Annotated in this window: 13 protein-coding genes and 1 pseudogene; 10 read left to right on the forward strand and 4 right to left on the reverse strand. The window is 48.1% G+C overall.

The genetic code is table 11. The features are described 5' to 3' along the window. Nucleotides 1–43: 43 nt before the first annotated feature. Nucleotides 44–3,064, reverse strand: coding sequence for a DEAD/DEAH box helicase (locus NSQ91_RS01430; RefSeq protein WP_076305112.1), 3,021 nt, complete (start codon nucleotides 3,062–3,064; stop codon nucleotides 44–46). Then, nucleotides 3,061–4,707 (reverse strand): SWIM zinc finger family protein, encoded by a 1,647-nt coding sequence (locus tag NSQ91_RS01435; protein ID WP_076305111.1) that lies wholly within the window; start codon nucleotides 4,705–4,707, stop codon nucleotides 3,061–3,063. The genes NSQ91_RS01430 and NSQ91_RS01435 overlap by 4 nt, the downstream gene beginning before the upstream one ends. Before the next feature lie 409 nt (nucleotides 4,708–5,116). Between NSQ91_RS01435 and NSQ91_RS01440 the strand changes: the two genes are divergently transcribed. Beyond that, on the forward strand, nucleotides 5,117–5,590 hold the full coding sequence (locus NSQ91_RS01440; protein ID WP_076186194.1) for an Hsp20/alpha crystallin family protein: 474 nt from the start codon (nucleotides 5,117–5,119) through the stop codon (nucleotides 5,588–5,590). Nucleotides 5,591–5,765: 175 nt separating this feature from the next. Beyond that, nucleotides 5,766–6,764, forward strand: a complete 999-nt coding sequence (locus tag NSQ91_RS01445) for a DnaJ C-terminal domain-containing protein (RefSeq protein WP_179088229.1) — start codon at nucleotides 5,766–5,768, stop codon at nucleotides 6,762–6,764. 111 nt (nucleotides 6,765–6,875) lie between these two features. On the opposite strand, the gene NSQ91_RS01450 is transcribed toward NSQ91_RS01445, so the two are convergent. Next, nucleotides 6,876–7,361, reverse strand: a complete 486-nt coding sequence (locus NSQ91_RS01450) for a hypothetical protein (protein ID WP_340916209.1) — start codon at nucleotides 7,359–7,361, stop codon at nucleotides 6,876–6,878. Between the two features lie 641 nt (nucleotides 7,362–8,002). Here NSQ91_RS01450 and clpB point away from each other — a divergent pair. Beyond that, nucleotides 8,003–10,639 (forward strand): ATP-dependent chaperone ClpB, encoded by a 2,637-nt coding sequence (gene clpB, locus NSQ91_RS01455; protein WP_340916211.1) that lies wholly within the window; start codon nucleotides 8,003–8,005, stop codon nucleotides 10,637–10,639. Between the two features lie 73 nt (nucleotides 10,640–10,712). Here clpB and NSQ91_RS01460 read toward each other — a convergent pair whose 3' ends face one another. Continuing rightward, entirely contained in the window at nucleotides 10,713–12,290 is a 1,578-nt protein-coding gene (locus tag NSQ91_RS01460; RefSeq protein WP_076278960.1) for a glycosyltransferase family 2 protein, read from the reverse strand. A 435-nt stretch (nucleotides 12,291–12,725) separates the two neighbouring features. Here NSQ91_RS01460 and NSQ91_RS01465 point away from each other — a divergent pair. From NSQ91_RS01465 to NSQ91_RS01495, 7 genes and pseudogenes are all read left to right on the forward strand, one after another. Next, nucleotides 12,726–12,839, forward strand: a pseudogene (locus NSQ91_RS01465) (peptidylprolyl isomerase); the annotation flags it as partial. Nucleotides 12,840–12,921: 82 nt separating this feature from the next. Beyond that, nucleotides 12,922–14,538 (forward strand): ABC transporter substrate-binding protein, encoded by a 1,617-nt coding sequence (locus NSQ91_RS01470; protein WP_076304745.1) that lies wholly within the window; start codon nucleotides 12,922–12,924, stop codon nucleotides 14,536–14,538. Nucleotides 14,539–14,607: 69 nt separating this feature from the next. Continuing rightward, nucleotides 14,608–15,558 (forward strand): ABC transporter permease, encoded by a 951-nt coding sequence (locus NSQ91_RS01475; protein WP_076127007.1) that lies wholly within the window; start codon nucleotides 14,608–14,610, stop codon nucleotides 15,556–15,558. A gap of 4 nt (nucleotides 15,559–15,562) precedes the next feature. After that, nucleotides 15,563–16,408 (forward strand): ABC transporter permease, encoded by an 846-nt coding sequence (locus NSQ91_RS01480; protein WP_036687295.1) that lies wholly within the window; start codon nucleotides 15,563–15,565, stop codon nucleotides 16,406–16,408. Between the two features lie 15 nt (nucleotides 16,409–16,423). After that, on the forward strand, nucleotides 16,424–17,443 hold the full coding sequence (locus NSQ91_RS01485; RefSeq protein ID WP_076127008.1) for an ABC transporter ATP-binding protein: 1,020 nt from the start codon (nucleotides 16,424–16,426) through the stop codon (nucleotides 17,441–17,443). Continuing rightward, a complete protein-coding gene (locus NSQ91_RS01490) occupies nucleotides 17,436–18,353 on the forward strand; it encodes an ABC transporter ATP-binding protein (RefSeq protein ID WP_280753353.1) in 918 nt (305 codons plus the stop codon). The genes NSQ91_RS01485 and NSQ91_RS01490 overlap by 8 nt, the downstream gene beginning before the upstream one ends. Nucleotides 18,354–18,386: 33 nt before the next feature. Beyond that, the gene (locus tag NSQ91_RS01495) at nucleotides 18,387–18,836 is read left to right on the forward strand and encodes a hypothetical protein (RefSeq protein ID WP_076192528.1); all 450 of its coding nucleotides are present in this window, start codon (nucleotides 18,387–18,389) and stop codon (nucleotides 18,834–18,836) included. Nucleotides 18,837–18,858: the final 22 nt, after the last annotated feature.

Genomic DNA, 18,858 nt, shown 5'->3' on the forward strand with positions numbered 1-18,858 from the left:
TGTGAAAAAGGAACATTCGCATTTACGCGAATGTTCCTTTTTGCTAGTCATTTAAGTCACGACGCAAGGTGAAGAGATCTTTCAGAGCCTCTGTGGACAGCTCGGTAATCCAGCCTTCCGAGCTGGAGATCACATTATCGCTGAGCTGCTGTTTATTCTCCAGCATCTCATCAATCCGTTCTTCGAGTGTGCCCAGGGCGATGAATTTATGCACCTGCACATCACGAGTCTGGCCCATGCGGTAAGCGCGGTCAGTTGCTTGATTCTCCACCGCTGGATTCCACCAGCGGTCGAAGTGGAATACGTGATTGGCTGCAGTTAAGTTCAGGCCAACTCCCCCAGCCTTGAGTGAAAGGATGAATACATTCGGCTGATCAGACGGCGATGTGTCTGGGCGTGTAGACCCATCTTCCGCCGAAGGGGCTGGTGTCTGAAACCGCTCGATCATGCGGTCGCGCGCCTGTTTGGAGGTACTTCCGTTCAAATAAAGGACGGGTTCGCCCAGCTCCTGCTGGAGAACCGCCTGAAGCATTTTTCCCATACCCACATATTGAGTAAAAATCAGGCAGCGCTCGTCTTCCGCGCGCAGCTCCTTAACCATGTCCAGCAGTCTTTCGAGTTTGGAGGAGCGGTTAATAAGAAAGCTGGTATCCAGTTTATTGTCCGTATCAAGCTCAGGGATAGCTTCTTTTGTCACAAGCATCGGGTGATCGCATAGCTGCTTAAGCCCGGTCAGAGCTCCGAGAATTGCCCCTTTGCGCTCAATGCCTTCCAGCTTCTTCATCCGTTCCAACAGTCCGTTTACGGTTTGATCGTAAAGCGCCGCTTGTTCGGCTGTCAGATGAACATAGGTTTTCATTTCATTTTTATCAGGTAGATCGAGCTGTATATTAGGGTCTTTTTTCTTGCGGCGCAGCATGAAGGGTTTTACTAGATTTTGTAGGTCCGCTGTACGTTTCGTGTCGCGTTCCTTCTCAATAGCATTCGTGAATCGGTCATTAAAAGATTTGGCGCTGCCCAGATAACCTGGGGTTATAAAATCATAAATGGACCACAGCTCGGATAATCTGTTCTCTATCGGCGTCCCTGTTAAGGCGACCCGGTGTAGAGCTGGAAAACTACGTACAGCTGCGGATTGTTTGGTTTGGGCATTTTTGATATTTTGAGCTTCATCCAGGCAGATCGTCGCCCAAGTGAATTCCTTTAGCAGCTCTTGGTCAAGCGCAGCAGTCGCATAAGAGGTCAGTACCACATCGGCTTGCGAAGCTGCGCCATAGAAGAATCCCGCGTCCAGACGGCGGCTTCCGTAATGAAGCATAACATTCAACGAAGGCGCGAAGCGTTGCAGCTCCTTCTGCCAATTGCCTAACACAGAGGTCGGGCAGATGATCAATGAAGGCCAGCCTGGTGGGTCGGTCTGCCGCCGGGCTGAGCTTGCATCCGTGTTTTCTTGGATGTGTAGCAGATAGGCGATGAGCTGTACTGTTTTGCCTAGTCCCATATCATCGGCTAGACAGGCCCCCAGCCCAAAGCGGCGCAGAAAGGTCAGCCAAGCGAATCCTTCATGCTGATAGGTGCGCAGCTCCGCTTTAAGGCCTGCGGGTACGGGCGGCTTAGGCCATTCTGAGCGCTGGCCCAGCTGACCGATAAGGCTGATCAAATGCTCGTTCAGCTCTACCTCCAGACGCAGACGCGCGGCATCTTCTTGCAGCTGCTCTTCCGTAGCTTCAGCGTCTGCCTCTTCACCAGCTCCTAGCAAGTGGAGCTGAAGCACGTCTTGGAAGGACAAGCCTTGCGACTTGTCCATTCCCGCCATGGCTCTTTGGATTTGCGCCAGCAGAGCCGGATCGAGTGAGACCCATTTGCCCTTGAAGCGGACGAGCCGTTCCCCTCTTGCGACCAGCTCGGCAAATTCGGCTTCAGTGAGATCCGCGTCGCCGATGGAGATTCGCCAATCGAAATCGATGATCGAATCGAGACCGAACAGCGACTCGCCGCCGCTGCGTTTGTCTTCGCCGGAGCTGATCTTTGCGCGCAGGCGCGGCTTTTTCCGGCTGGCGGCTTCCCACCACGCCGGCAGCAGCACTTGCCAGCCAGCTTCCAGCAGCCGCTGGCTCTCGGCCGTCAAGAACCGCCAGGCGATGGCATCGCTCAGCGGTTCGGCCAGCACATCGCCGCCCGCCGCGAAGCGCTCGGGCGGCAGACTGCCGCGGAGGCGCTCCAGCCATCCCGCGGCCCGTTCATGCACGTGAGCCGACCACGCGGTCGGCCACAAGCCGTACGGCTCGCCGTTATCGGCGAGCCTGATGGGAACAAGCGCGGATTCATCGCGCTTGTCCTGAAGGATCAGCTGCAGCCGCCAATAGGATTCATCCTCATCGGGCTCCAGCAGCTGTAGAGCGGGCCGGAAAGGCGCGGTGTCCGCCTTCCAGCCAATGGCGATAAGCCACGCGGCGGTATCCATGCCCGCTGCAAGTGCTCCGCTTCTATCGAAGAGAAGCGGGAATTCGCTGCGGAGGTCGCCGGCCTCGGCCTCCGTGCTGTAATAGCGCTGCGATACGGCGGCAGAGAACGCCGCACGTAATCCACGGCTAAATTCGCTGCTGCCATTTAGCGCCTCAAGGGCTCCCTTAGCAGTGTCACTGTCCACTGCCACCTGCGCAAGAGCCCCCTCGTCCCAAGTCCATTGCAGCCTCCCGGCGCGGTAGGCGGAGATGTCGGGAATATACTGTTTGTGCTCCAGACATATAGCCAGAAGTGGCGCCAGTTCTGTGAGGTGGGCGGCATCGCCCTCCCAGCTCCATTCGATATGCGCCAAAAGCTTCTGCTCGGCAAAGAAGGGGATGACCTGCTCAGCAGGAAGAATCACTAGCTCCACGCCTTCGCCAGCTGGCTGCACGGTTAACTCCGTACCATAAAAAGACGCCTCATGCCAGGCGAAAAGCCGCTGCTTAAGCTGCAAGCCCGGCACGAGATCTTCGCGCTCATTCATTCCAAATATTAAAGCATCGCCATACTGGCTTAATGCAAGCCGGATGGTCAGCGTGCGTAAATGCATGTTCATGGTATTAGCTTTCCTTTCCGAAGCTCCTCTTGCAGCGCACGGAGCCTGCTATGCCTAATGGCGAAGGCAGTGAGGAAATCTTCCCAGCGTTCTTCTTGTTTCAGCTTTTTATACAGCTTGGATAATCGTTTCAATAATTTCACAGCCGCTTTGTAGCTATGTCTGTTCTTATCCAGCACGAATCTTTCGGCGGCCTGATGGTAAAAGGGCAGCAGAACCTCAGGTGCATTCTTTTCCACCGGTTGGAGGTCTTTGACACGAAATTCGGAGGGCTGTTTACCGATGGACAGCTGATAATCCATCCAGGTCTGCCATTTCTCATAGGTGATTAGCTTCTCTTCATAGACTTCGCCAGAGATAGGTAACATGGTGGCTAGTGTATCCCACATTTGTGGCTCAGCTTCAGGCAGGTGGCGAACAGCTTCTTCCCAACTGGTTGAATAGCTATTGAGATTATAGAGTCTGCTGCTCAGCAGTGGACCGATCTGAACAAGCCAACCCACCAACCGGGACCAGTCCCCTGCATCCAGCAGCGGAGAGGTGAAGCTCATGAGCTCATCGGGATGGAGACCCGGGCGCTCGGCAGCCTTATTCAGTAAGTCCCAAGCCTTCTGGTCATCCATCAGATAGTAATACATGCGGCTCTGAGCTAACAGCCACGCATGTTGTGACAGGGAAGCGCCTAATTCACCTTCTGCTTGCTGCAGCTGTTCGATTTCATTCAGGTAAAGCTTAGTTCCACCTGTATTCGGATAAATCCAATTTCTCCACAGCAGATCATAGCTAAGAGAAAAAGAGGGTTGATCCCGTGAGCGATCCCGCGACTCCGTCAACATCTCGCGCCGCAGATAAGATAAAGTATCGATGACGTATGGCCATAGATCCTGCTCTTGCTCGGGGGACAGCGGAAGTGTCTTTTTTAAAAGACCTGTGATTACTTCCTGTAGCTCTGAGACTGCTACCTGTGTGTAATAACCAAGAGAAGGGGCGTAAGCGGCCTGACCGACGGATTGCGTGGAAGGCTTAGCGAGCTTTTCCAACAGATAAAGATGAGCATGCAGAGTGAACAGCTTCTCCGTTTCCGGAAGCATTTTTGGTTTGAATTTATTAATTGCAGACAAGGCCCGACTCACATATTCAGGATTTCGGGTAGTATGGGCTAGAGGGGAGATACAGAATTCAAAATACTCCCGCCACTCCATTATTTTTCCGCTAGCGATGCGGTTGGCCATCTCTTTCATTTGCTGCTGACGAGTTGCATCGGCTCCAATAGAAGTACTTGTTGCTGTACTTGATATTTTAGGCAAAAAGGATGCAGCTTTAGCGTTAGCCAAAACCTGTACAGATCTATTTTGTTGTTCGGCATAATTCAACAGCACGGCAGCCATATGCTTGCAATGACCTGATACTGGACAATTACAATGACAATTGGTGAAGCCGTCGAGATCAATGGTGACGCGGTAATCCTCTCTACCTTCAACTAGAGCGTTAATCTTACGAGGCTCCGTCATGGTAAACGGCTGCACTCGATTTTGTTTATAATATTGGAACCCCCGCTTGAGGGTAAGATCATCGAAATAATAGGCGACATTTTGGATGAGCTTACTCCACTGCGTATCATCCATAGGATAGGTTGGTTGCATACAATTGGTCTCCTGTAACGAAAATGGTCTTTAGTTGTCTTTCATTATATCACTTCTGCTGGCTTCATCTTTAAATCGTTAAATTTTGATAGATCGTAAGAAAACTCTGTTTAAAAGCTGGCGTGAAGATGATTAGAAGCTAATGGCTTGTATTGAACGGAAGGTCTGAACATATAATAATCGTACTGCAAGTTGGATCATGATTATATAGGTGTCATTTACGAAAGATCAAACAAAGGTCAAAATTGGTCAAATAAATAAAAAGAACTAATTTTGTTGTGGAAAATCAGCTAATTCGCCTGAATTTGAGCGATAATCGGCTTAAATCGGTTTTGTTATTCCTCGGGTAGGGGACTATAATAAGGTCATAGGTCAAATAAAGTCAAAGTCAATGAGAGGAGAATGGATAATGTTTGATATGGTTCCTTTTGGTAAACGTAGAGATGATGCTTTTGGTGTGCTGGCTAAGTCTTTGAATGATGTTTTTAATGATGATTTTTTTGCACCGATTAAGAGCTCCACGATGTCCTTCAGAACAGATATTCGTGAGAGTGAGCAGGCTTACCTGATTGAAGCTGAACTTCCTGGTTTGAAAAAAGAAGAAATCGACATTGATTATGCCAGTCCTTATTTGACGATTAAAGCGGTACGTAAGGAAGAAAATGCCGAGGAGAACAAGGAACATCAGATTGTACGCAGAGAACGCCGATATGGTGAATATGTGCGCAGATTCTATGTTCAAGATATTGCCGAGGAAGAAATTCGCGCGTCTTTGAAAGATGGAGTGCTGAAGCTGGAAGTTCCCAAACGGCAAAAAATGCAAGGTAAACGCATCGAGATTCAAGACGGAGATTCTAATTCTACGGGTTCGCAGTCTGAATAAGCATAAATTAAGCGGAATGAACTTCCGCTCAGTCTTTTAGAGATGGCAGCGGGCTTTTAATATAGTGTTATGAATAGAAGGCGCATTGTAGTGGAGGATTCCGGCTATGGTGCGTCTTTTCTCGGAGTGCAATGGTGGTCAATATGAGAATAGGGATGGAAAGGAGGAAGCGCGAGTGGCTAGTAAAAGCTATTATGATGCTTTGGGTGTGAGCAAAAAAGCTACTAAACAGGAAATTAAAAAGGCTTATCAGAAGCTTGCCAAGAAGTGGCATCCCGATGTTAACAAAGCCCCTGAGGCAGAGGCGAAATTCAAAGAAGCAGCTGAAGCCTATGAAGTGCTTGGTAATGAGGATAAACGGAAACTCTATGATGAAGAGCTGCTTTATGGAGCTCAACGTGGCAGAGCTAGTGGAGGGGCGGCGAGTGGAGCCTCCTCTTGGGATTCAAACTTTGGTGGAAGTGGAAGCTGGAACGGTGGAACTTATTCAACAGGAGGTTCTGGTATTTCGGAGGAAGATTTATTCGGGATGTTTTTTGGGAATCGGGGCTCGGCGGATCGGGCTGGCTTTGATTTTTTCTCGGGAAGTGGAACGGGGCGTGCGAATGGCAATCCGTGGGGCGAGGCCCGTAGTACCATGCAGGCGCAGCTGGATATTACCTTGGAGCAGGCTTATAAAGGTGCCACTGTAAGAGTACAGGTCAGTGACAAAACGGTGGATGTGAACATTCCGCCTAGAACCTATGAGGGTACAATTATTAAAATCGCGGGAAACACTCCGGGTGGCGACGTGTTGCTGGCACTTCATATTCTTCCTCATGATATTTATGAGATTCGCGATGGCGACTTATATGGCATGGTTGAAATCGCTCCTTGGCAAGCGGTATTGGGTGGAGAAGTGAAGGTTCCATTACCGGGGGGCGGAGCCGTGAAATTGAAGATTCCAGCAGGAATTCAGAGCGGCAAAACGCTACGTATCCCCGGCAAGGGCTTAAAACGTGAGAATGGTGCGAACGGCGATATTTTATTTGGAATTGAGATTGTTATCCCTGAACCTATCAGCGAAGCGGAGAAAAATCTCTACCGAAAGCTGGCAGACTCCAGCCCTTTCGAAGCCAGAGCTAAACGTCAAAGCACTGGCACCCAGCGGCAGAAGGCGAAAGTGGGTAATTAATAGATAGGTAGAAGAGGTAGAGGTGAGGTGATTTCACTCGTTTGTGATCAACTCTGGTTGGTGAATAAGGTGATTTGAATGCTAGTTGCAGAACAGTAACTTATTTAGCCACTAACTATAAATGAACGTTTCGCTCAAACGGTGAAAGTCGGCACTATGGTGGGAAAAGAGAGTCAAAAGTGCTTTCGAAAGTGCCTTCGAGAGTGCCAAACTGGGATCGATGGTCGAAAAGAAAGGCAAAAATGCCTTAGAAAGCGCTGAATTAAGCTCGATGGTCGAAAAGAAAGGCAAAAATGCCTTCGAAAGTGCCGAATTAGGCTCGATGTGCGAAAAAAGAAGCAAAAATGCCTTAGAAAGTGCCGGATGGAGATCGTTGGTCGAAAAGAGAAGCAAAAGTGCCTTAGAATGCGCTGAATGAGGCTCGATGTGCGAAAAGAGAAGCAAAAGTGCCTTAGAAAGCGCCGAAATAGGCTCGATGTGCGAAAAGAGAAGCAAAAGTGCCTTAGAAAGCGCCGAAATTGGCTCGATGTGCGAAAAAAGAAGCAAAAATGCCTTAGAAAGTGCCGGATGGAGATCGTTGGTCGAAAAGAGAAGCAAAAGTGTCTTCGAAAGTGCCGAATGGGGCTCGTAGGTCGAAAAGAACGGTAAAAATCCCGTAGAATGAGCGCAAACCAGCTAGTTACTCGAAAAGAGCGGCAAAAATCCCGTAGAATGAGCGCAAACCAACTAGTTACTCGAAAAGAACAGTATAAATCCCGCAGAATGAGTGCAAACCAACTAGTTACTCGAAAAGAACGGTAAAAATCCCGTAGAATGAGTGCAAGCCAACTAGTTACTCGAAAAGAACGGTAAAAATCCCGCAGAATGAGTGCAAACCAGCTAGTTACTCGAAAAGAGCGGCAAAAATCCCGTAGAATGAGCGCAAACCAACTAGTTACTCGAAAAGAACGGTATAAATCCCGTAGAATGAGTGCAAACCGACTAGTTACTCGAAAAGAACGGTAAAAATCCCGTAGAATGAGTGCAAACCAACTAGTTACTCGAAAAGAACGGTAAAAATCCCGCAGAATGAGCGCAAACCAGCCAGTTACTCGAAAAGTACGGTATAAATCCCGTAGAATGAGCGCAAACCAGCCAGTTACTCGAAATAAGCGGGATAAATCCCACTAAATTAACCTATCCCCGGCCCAAAAGGCCGATTTAATATAATCACTCTTAAATAGAAAGGTGAGAGAGCTATGGATTTCAATAAATTAACTCAAAAGCTGCAGGAAGCAGTAGCTGCGGCGCAGTCGCTGGCATCAGACAGCGGTCATCAGGAGATCGATAATCTCCATCTGTTAAAAGCGTTGCTTCAGCAGCAAGAAGGATTGCTGCCAAGATTGCTGCAAAAGATGAATATCCCTGTGGCTGAGCTGATGCGCAGCACAGATGAACTGCTTCAACGCAAGCCGAGCATCAGCGGGTCAGGAGCAAGCACGGTAAGGCGTTACGCCTCGCAATCGCTGATTCATCTGCTGGAGCAGGCGGAGAAGGAAGCGGCGAAGATGCAGGATGAGTTTGTTTCTGTGGAGCATGCGGTGCTGGCCATGGTGTCGGATTCGAGCGGGGAGAATCGTGAGCTAAGGGATCTTTTTGTCCGCCGTGGGCTGACCCGTGAGAAGCTGATGTCGGTGCTTGCTGAGATTCGTGGACATCAGCGGGTAACCAGCCGGGAGCCAGAAGCTACTTATGAGGTGCTGGAGAAATACGGCCGTGATCTTGTAGCAGAGGTTCGCACGGGCAAGATTGATCCAGTCATTGGTCGTGATGGCGAGATCCGCCGGGTAATCCGGATTTTGTCCCGTAAAACGAAAAATAACCCTGTGCTGATCGGTGAACCAGGTGTAGGGAAAACAGCCATTGTGGAAGGCTTGGCCCACCGGATCGTACGCAAAGACGTACCAGAGGGGCTGAAAGATAAGACGATTTTTTCACTGGATATGAGTTCACTTGTGGCAGGTGCGAAGTTCCGTGGTGAATTCGAAGAACGTCTGCAGGCGGTATTGAGGGAGGTTCGCGAAAGTAACGGCCGCATTATTCTTTTTATTGATGAGCTGCATACGATTGTGGGCGCAGGTAAAACCGAAGGCTCGATGGATGCGGGCAATATGCTGAAGCCGATGTTAGCCCGGGGTGAGCTGCACTGTATCGGTGCCACAACGCTCGATGAATATCGCAAATATATAGAGAAGGACCCTGCGCTGGAGCGCCGTTTCCAACAGGTGCTCGTGAGCGAACCCGATGTAGAGGATACGATCTCCATTTTGCGTGGTCTGAAGGAGCGGTTTGAAGTTCACCACGGGGTCAAAATCCATGACAGCGCACTGGTAGCCGCAGGGGTATTGTCCAATCGATATATTACGGATCGATTTTTACCGGATAAGGCGATTGACCTAGTGGACGAGGCTTGCGCCATGATCCGCACAGAGATAGACTCTATGCCGGGTGAGATGGATGAAGTGACCCGCCGCCTGATGCAGATGGAGATTGAAGAAGCAGCGCTAAAAAAAGAAACCGATGACGCCAGCAAACGCCGTCTCGAAATATTGCAGCGCGAGCTCGCTGACCTGAAGGAGAAACAGCTAGGAATGACGGCGCGCTGGGAGAAAGAGAAGTCGGCCATCCAAGGGATTCGCGACCTCAAAAAACGGCTGGAGCAAGCGCGCAAGGATCTGGTCGATGCACAGGAGGAATATGATCTTAATAAGTCAGCCGAACTGAGCTACGGCATTATTCCTGATCTGGAGCGTCAGCTGAAAACAGCGGAAGAAGCGGCACAGCAGGACCAGGATACAAGATTGCTACGTGAGGCTGTTACTGAAGAGGAAATCGCAGATATTGTCTCCCGCTGGACCGGCGTTCCGGTTAGCCGACTGGTAGAAGGCGAGCGGGATAAGCTCCTGCGTCTGGAGGATACGCTGCATGAACGGGTAGTGGGCCAAGACGAAGCTGTCAGCTTGGTGGCCGATGCAGTGCTTCGGGCAAGAGCAGGAATCAAAGATCCGAATCGCCCGATTGGCTCATTCCTGTTCCTTGGCCCGACGGGTGTAGGGAAGACTGAGCTCGCTAAGTCGCTTGCGGTATCTCTTTTTGACCGCGAAGATGGCATGATCCGTATAGATATGTCGGAGTATATGGAAAAGCATAGTGTCTCCCGCCTAGTCGGTGCACCTCCAGGATATGTTGGATATGAGGAAGGCGGGCAGCTTACGGAAGCTGTGCGGCGTCAGCCTTATACTGTAGTGCTGCTCGATGAAGTGGAGAAGGCGCATCCCGATGTGTTTAACATTCTGTTGCAGCTGCTTGATGATGGACGGCTGACTGATTCACAGGGCCGAATGGTTGACTTCAAGAATACAATCATCATTATGACTTCCAATATCGGTTCACCCCATCTGATTCAAGGCACCGATGAAAACGGTCAGCTCACGGAAGCTGCCAAGGATAGAGTGATGAAGGAACTGAGTGGTCATTTCCGTCCAGAGTTCCTGAACCGGGTGGATGACATTGTAATGTTCAAGCCGCTGACACTGGGTGAGATCGAGAAAATTGTGGACAAACTGGTGGATGGATTGCGTCTACGTCTGGCAGAACGGGAGATCGGGCTGGCATTAACTGAATCGGCGGTGCGTTTTATCGCTAAGGAAGGTTTTGATCCTGTGTATGGGGCAAGACCGTTGAAAAGATTTATCCAGCGCAGCTTGGAGACACGTGTGGCGCGTGCGATTATTGCTGGTGAAGCCGCAGAGGGATCAGTTATTCAGGTGGATGAATCCGGCAACGAGCTGACAGTAACCATTCTGAAGCCAGAAGTCGATGGACCAGAGTTCTGAATTGAGTTCTGAATAAAAAAAGGGCGTTCACAAAACCCTAATGGTTTTGTGAACGCCCTTTTTATTGTAAGCCTCATTCCACCCAAGGGATTAGATGAGGCTGTTCATCCAAGATGGACATGTACTGCTCTTTCCAGCCGTATTTGCCGTCGGGGTCGAGGAGCATATAACGCAGATATTTTTCCAGCCGGAACTCGGCTTTGGACCAACCGAGATGCTTGAGCCGCAGATTGCTTAGCTGATGAGACAGCTCAAAGATATTTTCCGGGAATCGCCCACAGTGCTGTGGGGATTCATTCCATACATAGTTGAAGTCTTCTTTATAGCGAAGCAAAAAAGGGCGGTAGTTCAGATGAGAGCGCCAGTAGGTATCCTCCCTGTAATGGTTCGCGTTCCATAAATCGTAAAGGCGGAAGCAGAACAGATCGACCCCATCTGCATACAGCAAGGAATCTATATTTTCTGCAAAGCTGGCTTCAAAGATCTCATCCGCGTCCAGACTCAGAATCCACTCGGGATTTGTCTTTAGGACTTCCTCCCACTGCTGTTTTCGCAGCTCAATTTCATTGCTGAACTTGGATTCGGTATTATGCACGAGACGAACGGGAATGCCTTCAAGTGCTTCCAGACAGACAGCTGCTGTATTGTCGGTGCTGCCGTCATCAATAATGACAGCCTCATCGATATATTTGCGGTGTTCCTCCAGAACCTGTCGCAGGAAGCGCCCGCTTTCATTTTTTACAACCATGGTAAGGGTTAGCTTGGGACGCTTTTTGGTTATAGGAGCAGCTGCAACCTCATTTGAATTTTCCTCGATGGGTGTGGGTGCCGATTCAGCTTTTACCCCTGTTGTTTCTCTGATAAAATCTTCAACCTTGTTCAAATCACTATCTCTGTACAAATGAAGGGCAGGATAATGGGTGTCAACAAATAGCGGAATGCCAAGGGCCGCGGCACGAATACAGAAATGGCGATCCTCGCCCCAGTATGATATGTTCCGGATCTGATTGTAGCTCACCCCGGCTTTTATCGCATGCTGGCTAATCAATGTACAAGCGCCGAGACCCCCCACTTCATAGATTCCAGGATTGCGGAGTTTGGCTATGAATTCATGAAATCTGCGGTTGATCTCCTCGGGTTGCAGTTTTTCGCCGGGAAGTATCTCCCACTGATTATATTCGTCATGCATCCAGACCTGCGGCTGAAACATGGTATCTGGCTGCCACTGTGTCCAAAATACCTCTGAAATAATATCTTTGTTCGTCCCTATTAGATGACTTAGCGTATCGGGGTGGAGGATGAGGTCTGAGTCGATCAGGAACAGGTAGTCGTAGTTCAGGGTTTGCGCTCGGTTTATCATGAGGTTTTTGAAGTTGGCGACTTTCCAGACTAAATCAGAATTCCAATAGTGAGTCGTATCATTGCGAATGTACGCATCGTTAAAGCCGGAGCTTTGAATAAAAATATGCTCGCCCTTGCTTTTAAATTCCTGGAGCAGCCGGCTGGATTCCTCATCATCATTGTCATCAATCAGATGGAAATCCAGTTCGATTTGCTCGATATTCAAGCGCAGCAGGGAATTCAGAAATTCCCGTAATACATTGGGCTTTTGATGGATCGGGCTGCCGATTAATACGCGTGTCTTATTCATTGCGGCCTCCTTGGGGGACTCTCCCTTTCTTCCGAGAGGTATAGGTATGTTCTCAATATATTTACAGTGAGAGAGTAATAATCCTTATTTCGCAAAGTTCTTATAGTAAATGAGAAATGAGAGTTGGATAAATTGAACTTTTTAGATATATTAATTTTGATGAATCTGCTGTACAATTACCGGATAATTAGATAAGAATGCAGCCAGATGAGCACAGGAATGAGACTATGGATAAATCACCACTAAAAGTTCAGTAGTTAATCAATCTGTTACTGGCCATGAATCCTCGTGCGGATGTGTTCTGGGATGATGGAAAGGGTGAATACCGACCTCTGCTGAATGAGGATGCTGAGGAAATTGATTGCACCGGAAGAGAAAGCGAAGACTGAAGCTCATATTGGTGGCTGAACAGAGTTTGATTATTGCGACCCTTGGCATACTGTATTCGGAAGAGTCATTTCAGGTATGGACCCTGTGGATACTTTAAGGCGTGGGGATGTCATGAAAAAGGTCGAAACTATCAGTTCCCTCAATATTACATTAATGTGAAATGCTATCCATTGTAATTCCTAGTATCCCGATATACAATATAAAAACAAACAAAGACAATATAGACACGGGGGAGAAACTTATGCGTAGAGGATTATCTGGAGTTATTACTTTGGTTTTGTTAACATTTTTGATTAGCGCGTGCTCCGGGGGAAATAACGCCGCTTCCACAAATACAAATCAGACGCCTACGGCTACTGAAGGATCGACAGCAAGCACTGAACCAAAAGATGGCGGCAACTTAATTATTGGGGTCGCTGCAGATCCTGTCATTCTAAATCCGAACTATGCAGGTGATCGTGTCAGTCTGACGATTGACCAAGCGCTCTACGCGCCATTGTTCCAAGTGAATAACGGAGAGAAGACCTTCTACTTGGCAGACAGCCTGACACTTTCCGAAGATAACCTGACTTATACATTGAAACTGAAAAGTGGACTAACTTGGCATGACGGAGAAAAGCTTACAGCTGACGATGTCGTGTTCACGATTGATAGCATCCTCGATGAGAAGCAAAACAGCATGCTGAGAGCGAACTTATTCATCGGTGATAAACCCGTTAAGGCAGTTAAGGTGGATGATCTGACTGTAGAGTTCAAGCTTCCGCAGGTCAGCCCAGCTTTTGAAGCTACACTAGTGCAAGTATTTCCGATTCCAAAGCATATTTTTGAGAATGAGACGGATCTAGAGAAAAGCACCAAGAATGCTGCTCCGGTTGGATCTGGCCCATTTAAATTTAAAGAATACAAAGCAGGCGAATATGTTACACTCGAGAGATTTGATAACTACTTTGGCGGCAAACCACATCTTGATTCTATAACGTACCGGATTGCTAAAGATACGAATGCTGCGAATCTCGCACTTCAGAATGGTGAGATCAACATTAAGTATCTAGATCCACAGGATGTTGGAACGATTGAGGCTTCGAACAATTTCGAAATCCTGCCTTATAGTGAAGGCCGATTGTCCTACCTGTTGTTCAATGCAAACAGTGATAGAGGTGCTCTTGCTAAAAAAGAAGTTCGTCAAGCCTTGTCTTTAGCCCTAAATCGTGATGAAATCATTCAGGCTGCTTATACTTCTAACGAGTATGCAGACCCGGCGAAGTCCTTTTTGACTCCGGATGCATTGTTCTATACTAATGACGTACCTTCTTTTGATAATGATGTAGAAAAAGCCAAAGAGCTTCTGCAATCGGCAGGGGTTAGCGATCTGAAATTGAGATTGATTGTATCGAGCGGTAATAAAGCTCAGGAAGCCATTTCACTATACGTGCAGCAAAAGCTAAAGGCCATTGGCGCTGAAGTTGAACTGCAAAATATGGATGCCTCGGCATATGGCCAGAAATTCAGTGATATGAATTCAACAGATTTTGAACTTGCGATTGCAGGTTATATTATGGGTTACGATCCTGATGCTTACAGAATTTTGTATACTTCTACTGCAGACTCTAACTACTCGCATTATAATAATGCTGAAGTCGATAAGTTGTTCAATGATGGTGCAGGAGAAGCAGATGTAACTAAACGTGGTGAGATCTATAAGAAGATCCAAGAGATCATTGCTGACGATGCACCGATTTATCCAATTGCTAATACTAAGACTATTGTAGCTGTCTCCAAGAACTACGGCGGTCTAGAAGAAGTAGTCTTGAAGCCTGTCGTTATTTTTGAAGATTTATCGAAAATCTACCTTAAATAAGAACGGGAAAAAATAAGCTGGTCAATCCAGCTTATTTTTTTACCGATATAGAACTGGGAGAATATACGTATGAGACAACTTATCGTCCGAAGATTACTGCAAACCCTGCCGATGCTGTTTTTTGTCTCGGTTGTGTGCTTTGCGATGATTAAGCTGGCTCCGGGGGATCCGGTACTATCCTTCGTTACGCCGAATATGCACGCGGATGATATTGAGCGCATCCGGCATAACCTTGGGCTGGATAAGCCAGCCTACATTCAATATTTTATATGGATCAAAGAAGTACTGCAGGGCAATTTCGGTTATTCCCTTGTGAATCATCAGCCTGTATTGGAGCAAATTCTAGAACGTTTACCTGCAACAGCAGGTTTGATGGGCAGTGCAATCGGCTTAGCCGTTCTGTTGGCGATCCCGATGGGTCTGCTTGCTGGAGCTAACCGGAACCGCTGGGTGGATAAAGTAATTAATTTTTTATCCTATATCGGAATTTCAGTGCCTTTATTTTGGCTGGCCATCTTACTTATGTACTTATTCGCAATTAAGCTGCACCTGCTGCCTATTATGGGGATGCGAACCATTGGTGTGGAATCAGCGGTTGATGTATTGAAGCATGGTATTTTGCCTTGCGCCGTATTGGCGTTTGGATTTCTGGCCGGTTACGTACGATACATCCGCTCTAGTACGATTGGACAGCTAAAAGAAGAATATGTGCAGATTCAATATGCTTTTGGATCCAGCAAGACAACGATTCTGTTCCGTCACGTGCTTAAGCATGTACTGTTGCCAGTAATTACATTGCTCGGAATGTCGATGGGTGATCTGGTGGCGGGTGCAATTGTAACGGAGACGGTATTTTCATGGCCGGGTATTGGCTCTTTAGGGATGACTGCGGTTAAAGGGATGGATTATCCCGTAATTATGGGAATAACTTTGTTCTCTTCTTTAATGCTGATCATCGGCAATCTGGTCGCGGATATTCTATATAGCTTCGTGGACCCACGAATTAAATTAACGAGGTGACCTCATGAATCGCAGTAAATGGAAAAGTGTTGGAGATGAGCTATTTACGAATAAATTGGGTGTCGCAGCCCTCATTACTTTAATCGTCTTCACACTAGGCTCTATATTTGCTTTTTTATCCGGACATGATCCGAATGCAATGGATGTTTTGGCACGTTTGAAAGCACCCGGGGCGGATCATTGGTTTGGTACGGATGATTACGGCCGGGATTATTTTGCCCGAGCTTTGTATGGTGGCCGGGTATCTTTGCTAGTTGGTTTTGCTTCAATGATCATTGCCACGGGTATAGGTGTGACGGTGGGCGTAATCAGTGGATATTTTGGCGGATGGATTGATAATCTATTGATGCGGATGCTTGATGTAGTGATGTCCATTCCATCTTTCCTTGTGCTGCTGCTGCTCAGCGTATTTTTGAAGCCGAGTGTAGGAAACATCATTTTAATCATTGCTCTATTAATGTGGATGAACATTGCCCGTGTGATTCGTGCGGAGACGATGACGATTAAAGAACGGGAATATGTACTGTATGCAAAAGCTTCCGGCCAGAGCAACTTCGGAATTATTTGGCGTCATATTCTTCCGGGGCTAGTACCTGTTGTGATTGTAGGTGCGACGAATAATATCGCTTCCGCGATTATGATGGAGTCGTCCCTAAGCTTCCTTGGGTTCGGGGTACAACCTCCGAATGCCACTTGGGGCAGTATGCTTAACAATGCGCAGGGATATATCGCTCAGGCACCTTATTTGGCATTGTTCCCGGGGTTATTGATACTATTAACGGTTCTGAGCTTTAATGTTCTGGGCGATATTTTGCGGGTTGGCTTTGAACCGAAGCTGATCCGAAGATAGGAGTGTGAAGACATCATGACGGAACGGCTATTGTCTGTTGAGAATTTGAAGGTTTCCTTCCAAACTCGGGATGGAGAGAATCAGGCAGTTCGTGGCGTTAGCTTTCATATAGATGCTGGAGAAACGGTAGGGATTGTTGGTGAATCCGGAAGCGGGAAAAGTGTAACTGCGAAGGCGATTATGTCGTTGATTACACCTCCGGGTAAAATTATCGCTGGAAATATTAATTTTCGTGGTGACAATTTATCTAACCTTTCGGAAAAAGAGTGGAGAAAACTGCGCGGTAACCGCATAGCGATGGTGTTTCAGGACCCCATGACTTCTCTTAATCCTGTGAAAAAAATCGGCCAGCAGCTTACGGAGGTCATCCGGCGGCATCGCGGCTTAAATAAGGAAGCAGCGTTTAAAGAGGCAGCAAGTATCCTGCGGCAGGTGGGCATTAATAATCCTGAGCAGCGGCTGCAGCAGTATCCGCATGAATTCAGCGGCGGGATGCGGCAGCGGGTCATGATCGCTATGGCTCTTTCCTGCCAGCCAGAGCTATTGATTGCGGATGAGCCGACAACTGCGCTTGATGTAACAATACAGGCCCAAATTCTTGATCTTTTTAAAGAGCTAAAAAATAATACCAGTACAGCTATAGCGCTGATCACTCACGATTTGGGTGTGGTGGCTCAGGTATGTACACGGGTTATCGTAATGTATGGTGGACTAGTGATGGAGGAAGGTACGGTGGAGGATATTTTTTATCGCCCACAGCATCCTTACACGAAAGGTCTGCTTCGCTCCATTCCGAAACGTGACGGCAAATCGCGTGAACGTCTAATTCCAATCGAAGGCACACCTCCGGATTTGTTGAATCCTCCTTCTGGCTGTCCCTTTATGGAACGTTGCCCTAATGCTTTTGCCCGTTGCAGCGAACGTCCTCCGGTAATCGAATTATCGCCCGGTCACCGTTCGATGTGCTGGTTAGCAGATGGTGTGCAGGAGACTCCAGCCGTAGCTGGCGTTGAAGGGAGCGGTTCGGTTGAGTGACAATAAGATTCTAGTGGACGTAAATAATCTCAAAAAACATTTCTCCAAAGGCAAGGATATGTGGGGACGCGATACATCGGTGCTTAAGGCAGTAGATGGCGTAAGCTTTCAGATTCGTCAGGGAGAGACCTTTGGGCTGGTTGGAGAGTCGGGAAGCGGCAAGTCCACGGTTGGACGCTGCTTGCTGCGCTTATATGACTACACAGACGGTGAAGTGTCTTTTGACGGGCAGCCGCTGAGCAAGCTTGGAGAGAAGCAGCTAAAACCTTTTCGCAGACGCATTCAGTCGATCTTCCAAGATCCCTATTCATCACTTAATCCAAGCTTAAGTGTGCTTGATCTGATCAGTGAGCCGATGAAAATCCACGGCATCCACGAAGGTGAAGAACGCAAAGAAGCTGTTGCGGCATTGCTGGAAAAGGTAGGTTTAAAAAGAGAACATCTCTACCGCTTCCCGCATGAATTCAGCGGTGGCCAACGCCAGCGGATTTCGATTGCCAGAGCATTGTCTGTAAGACCTGAGTTTGTCGTGTGTGATGAACCGATCTCAGCGCTGGACGTGTCTGTCCAGGCTCAGGTAGTGAACATGCTGGAGGATTTGCAGTCCGAATTCGGCTTGACCTATCTCTTTGTCGCACATGATCTGTCGATGGTACGGCATATTTCTGACCGGATCGGCGTGATGTATGGCGGTCGTCTAGTGGAGGTAGCCGAAAGTGATGAGCTGTACGAGAATCCTATTCATCCTTATACAAAGGCGCTGCTGTCTTCCATCTTGGAGACGGATCCCCGGCGGGCCAATCAGAGAATTATTTTAGACGGATATTCGCAAGAGTATGGCAGAGCTGAGACTTCCACACTACAGGAAGTAAGTCCGGGCCATTATGTTGCTTATGATTTTACGGTATGATTAGACTCTATATATAGATTGGGAGGGATCAGAATGTCAGAGAACTTAAACCGGGTAAAGTTATCCCAGTGGGATGCGTTATTGGTGGAATCACTCCGCTCCTTGGGGTGGTCTGATGAGGATATTCTTCGTAAAGTGGCAGAGGGCGATTTGCCCGTTGACAAGAGCGAATACCAATTTGATTATAAGCAGCTGACTACGTTGCAGTCAGAGCAGCCGGAGTTGTTCGGGCAAGCGGTGAAGACAGGCTATCAGATTAAATACAACACGATTCGTGGGATTCGCAGCTGGATATGGGTAGCTCTGGGCAAAGAAGCGGCTCTGGAGCTTGAGGAAGGTAAGGAAGCCGCTGAGGTGGCTTTAACCTTGGCCGAGAAGGAACGTTTGGCTTCTGTGTTATCCTTCGGTTGGCAGATCGAGAGCGATACGAAGGCAGCGGTTGGAGATACAGCTGTCTACCGGATTGCACCGATTGGACGTTAAGCTGAATAGCTACAGTAAAAAA

Origin of the sequence: Paenibacillus sp. FSL R7-0048, from assembly GCF_038004505.1 — a bacterium.
Taxonomy (GTDB): Bacteria; Bacillota; Bacilli; order Paenibacillales; family Paenibacillaceae; genus Paenibacillus_AQ; species Paenibacillus_AQ odorifer.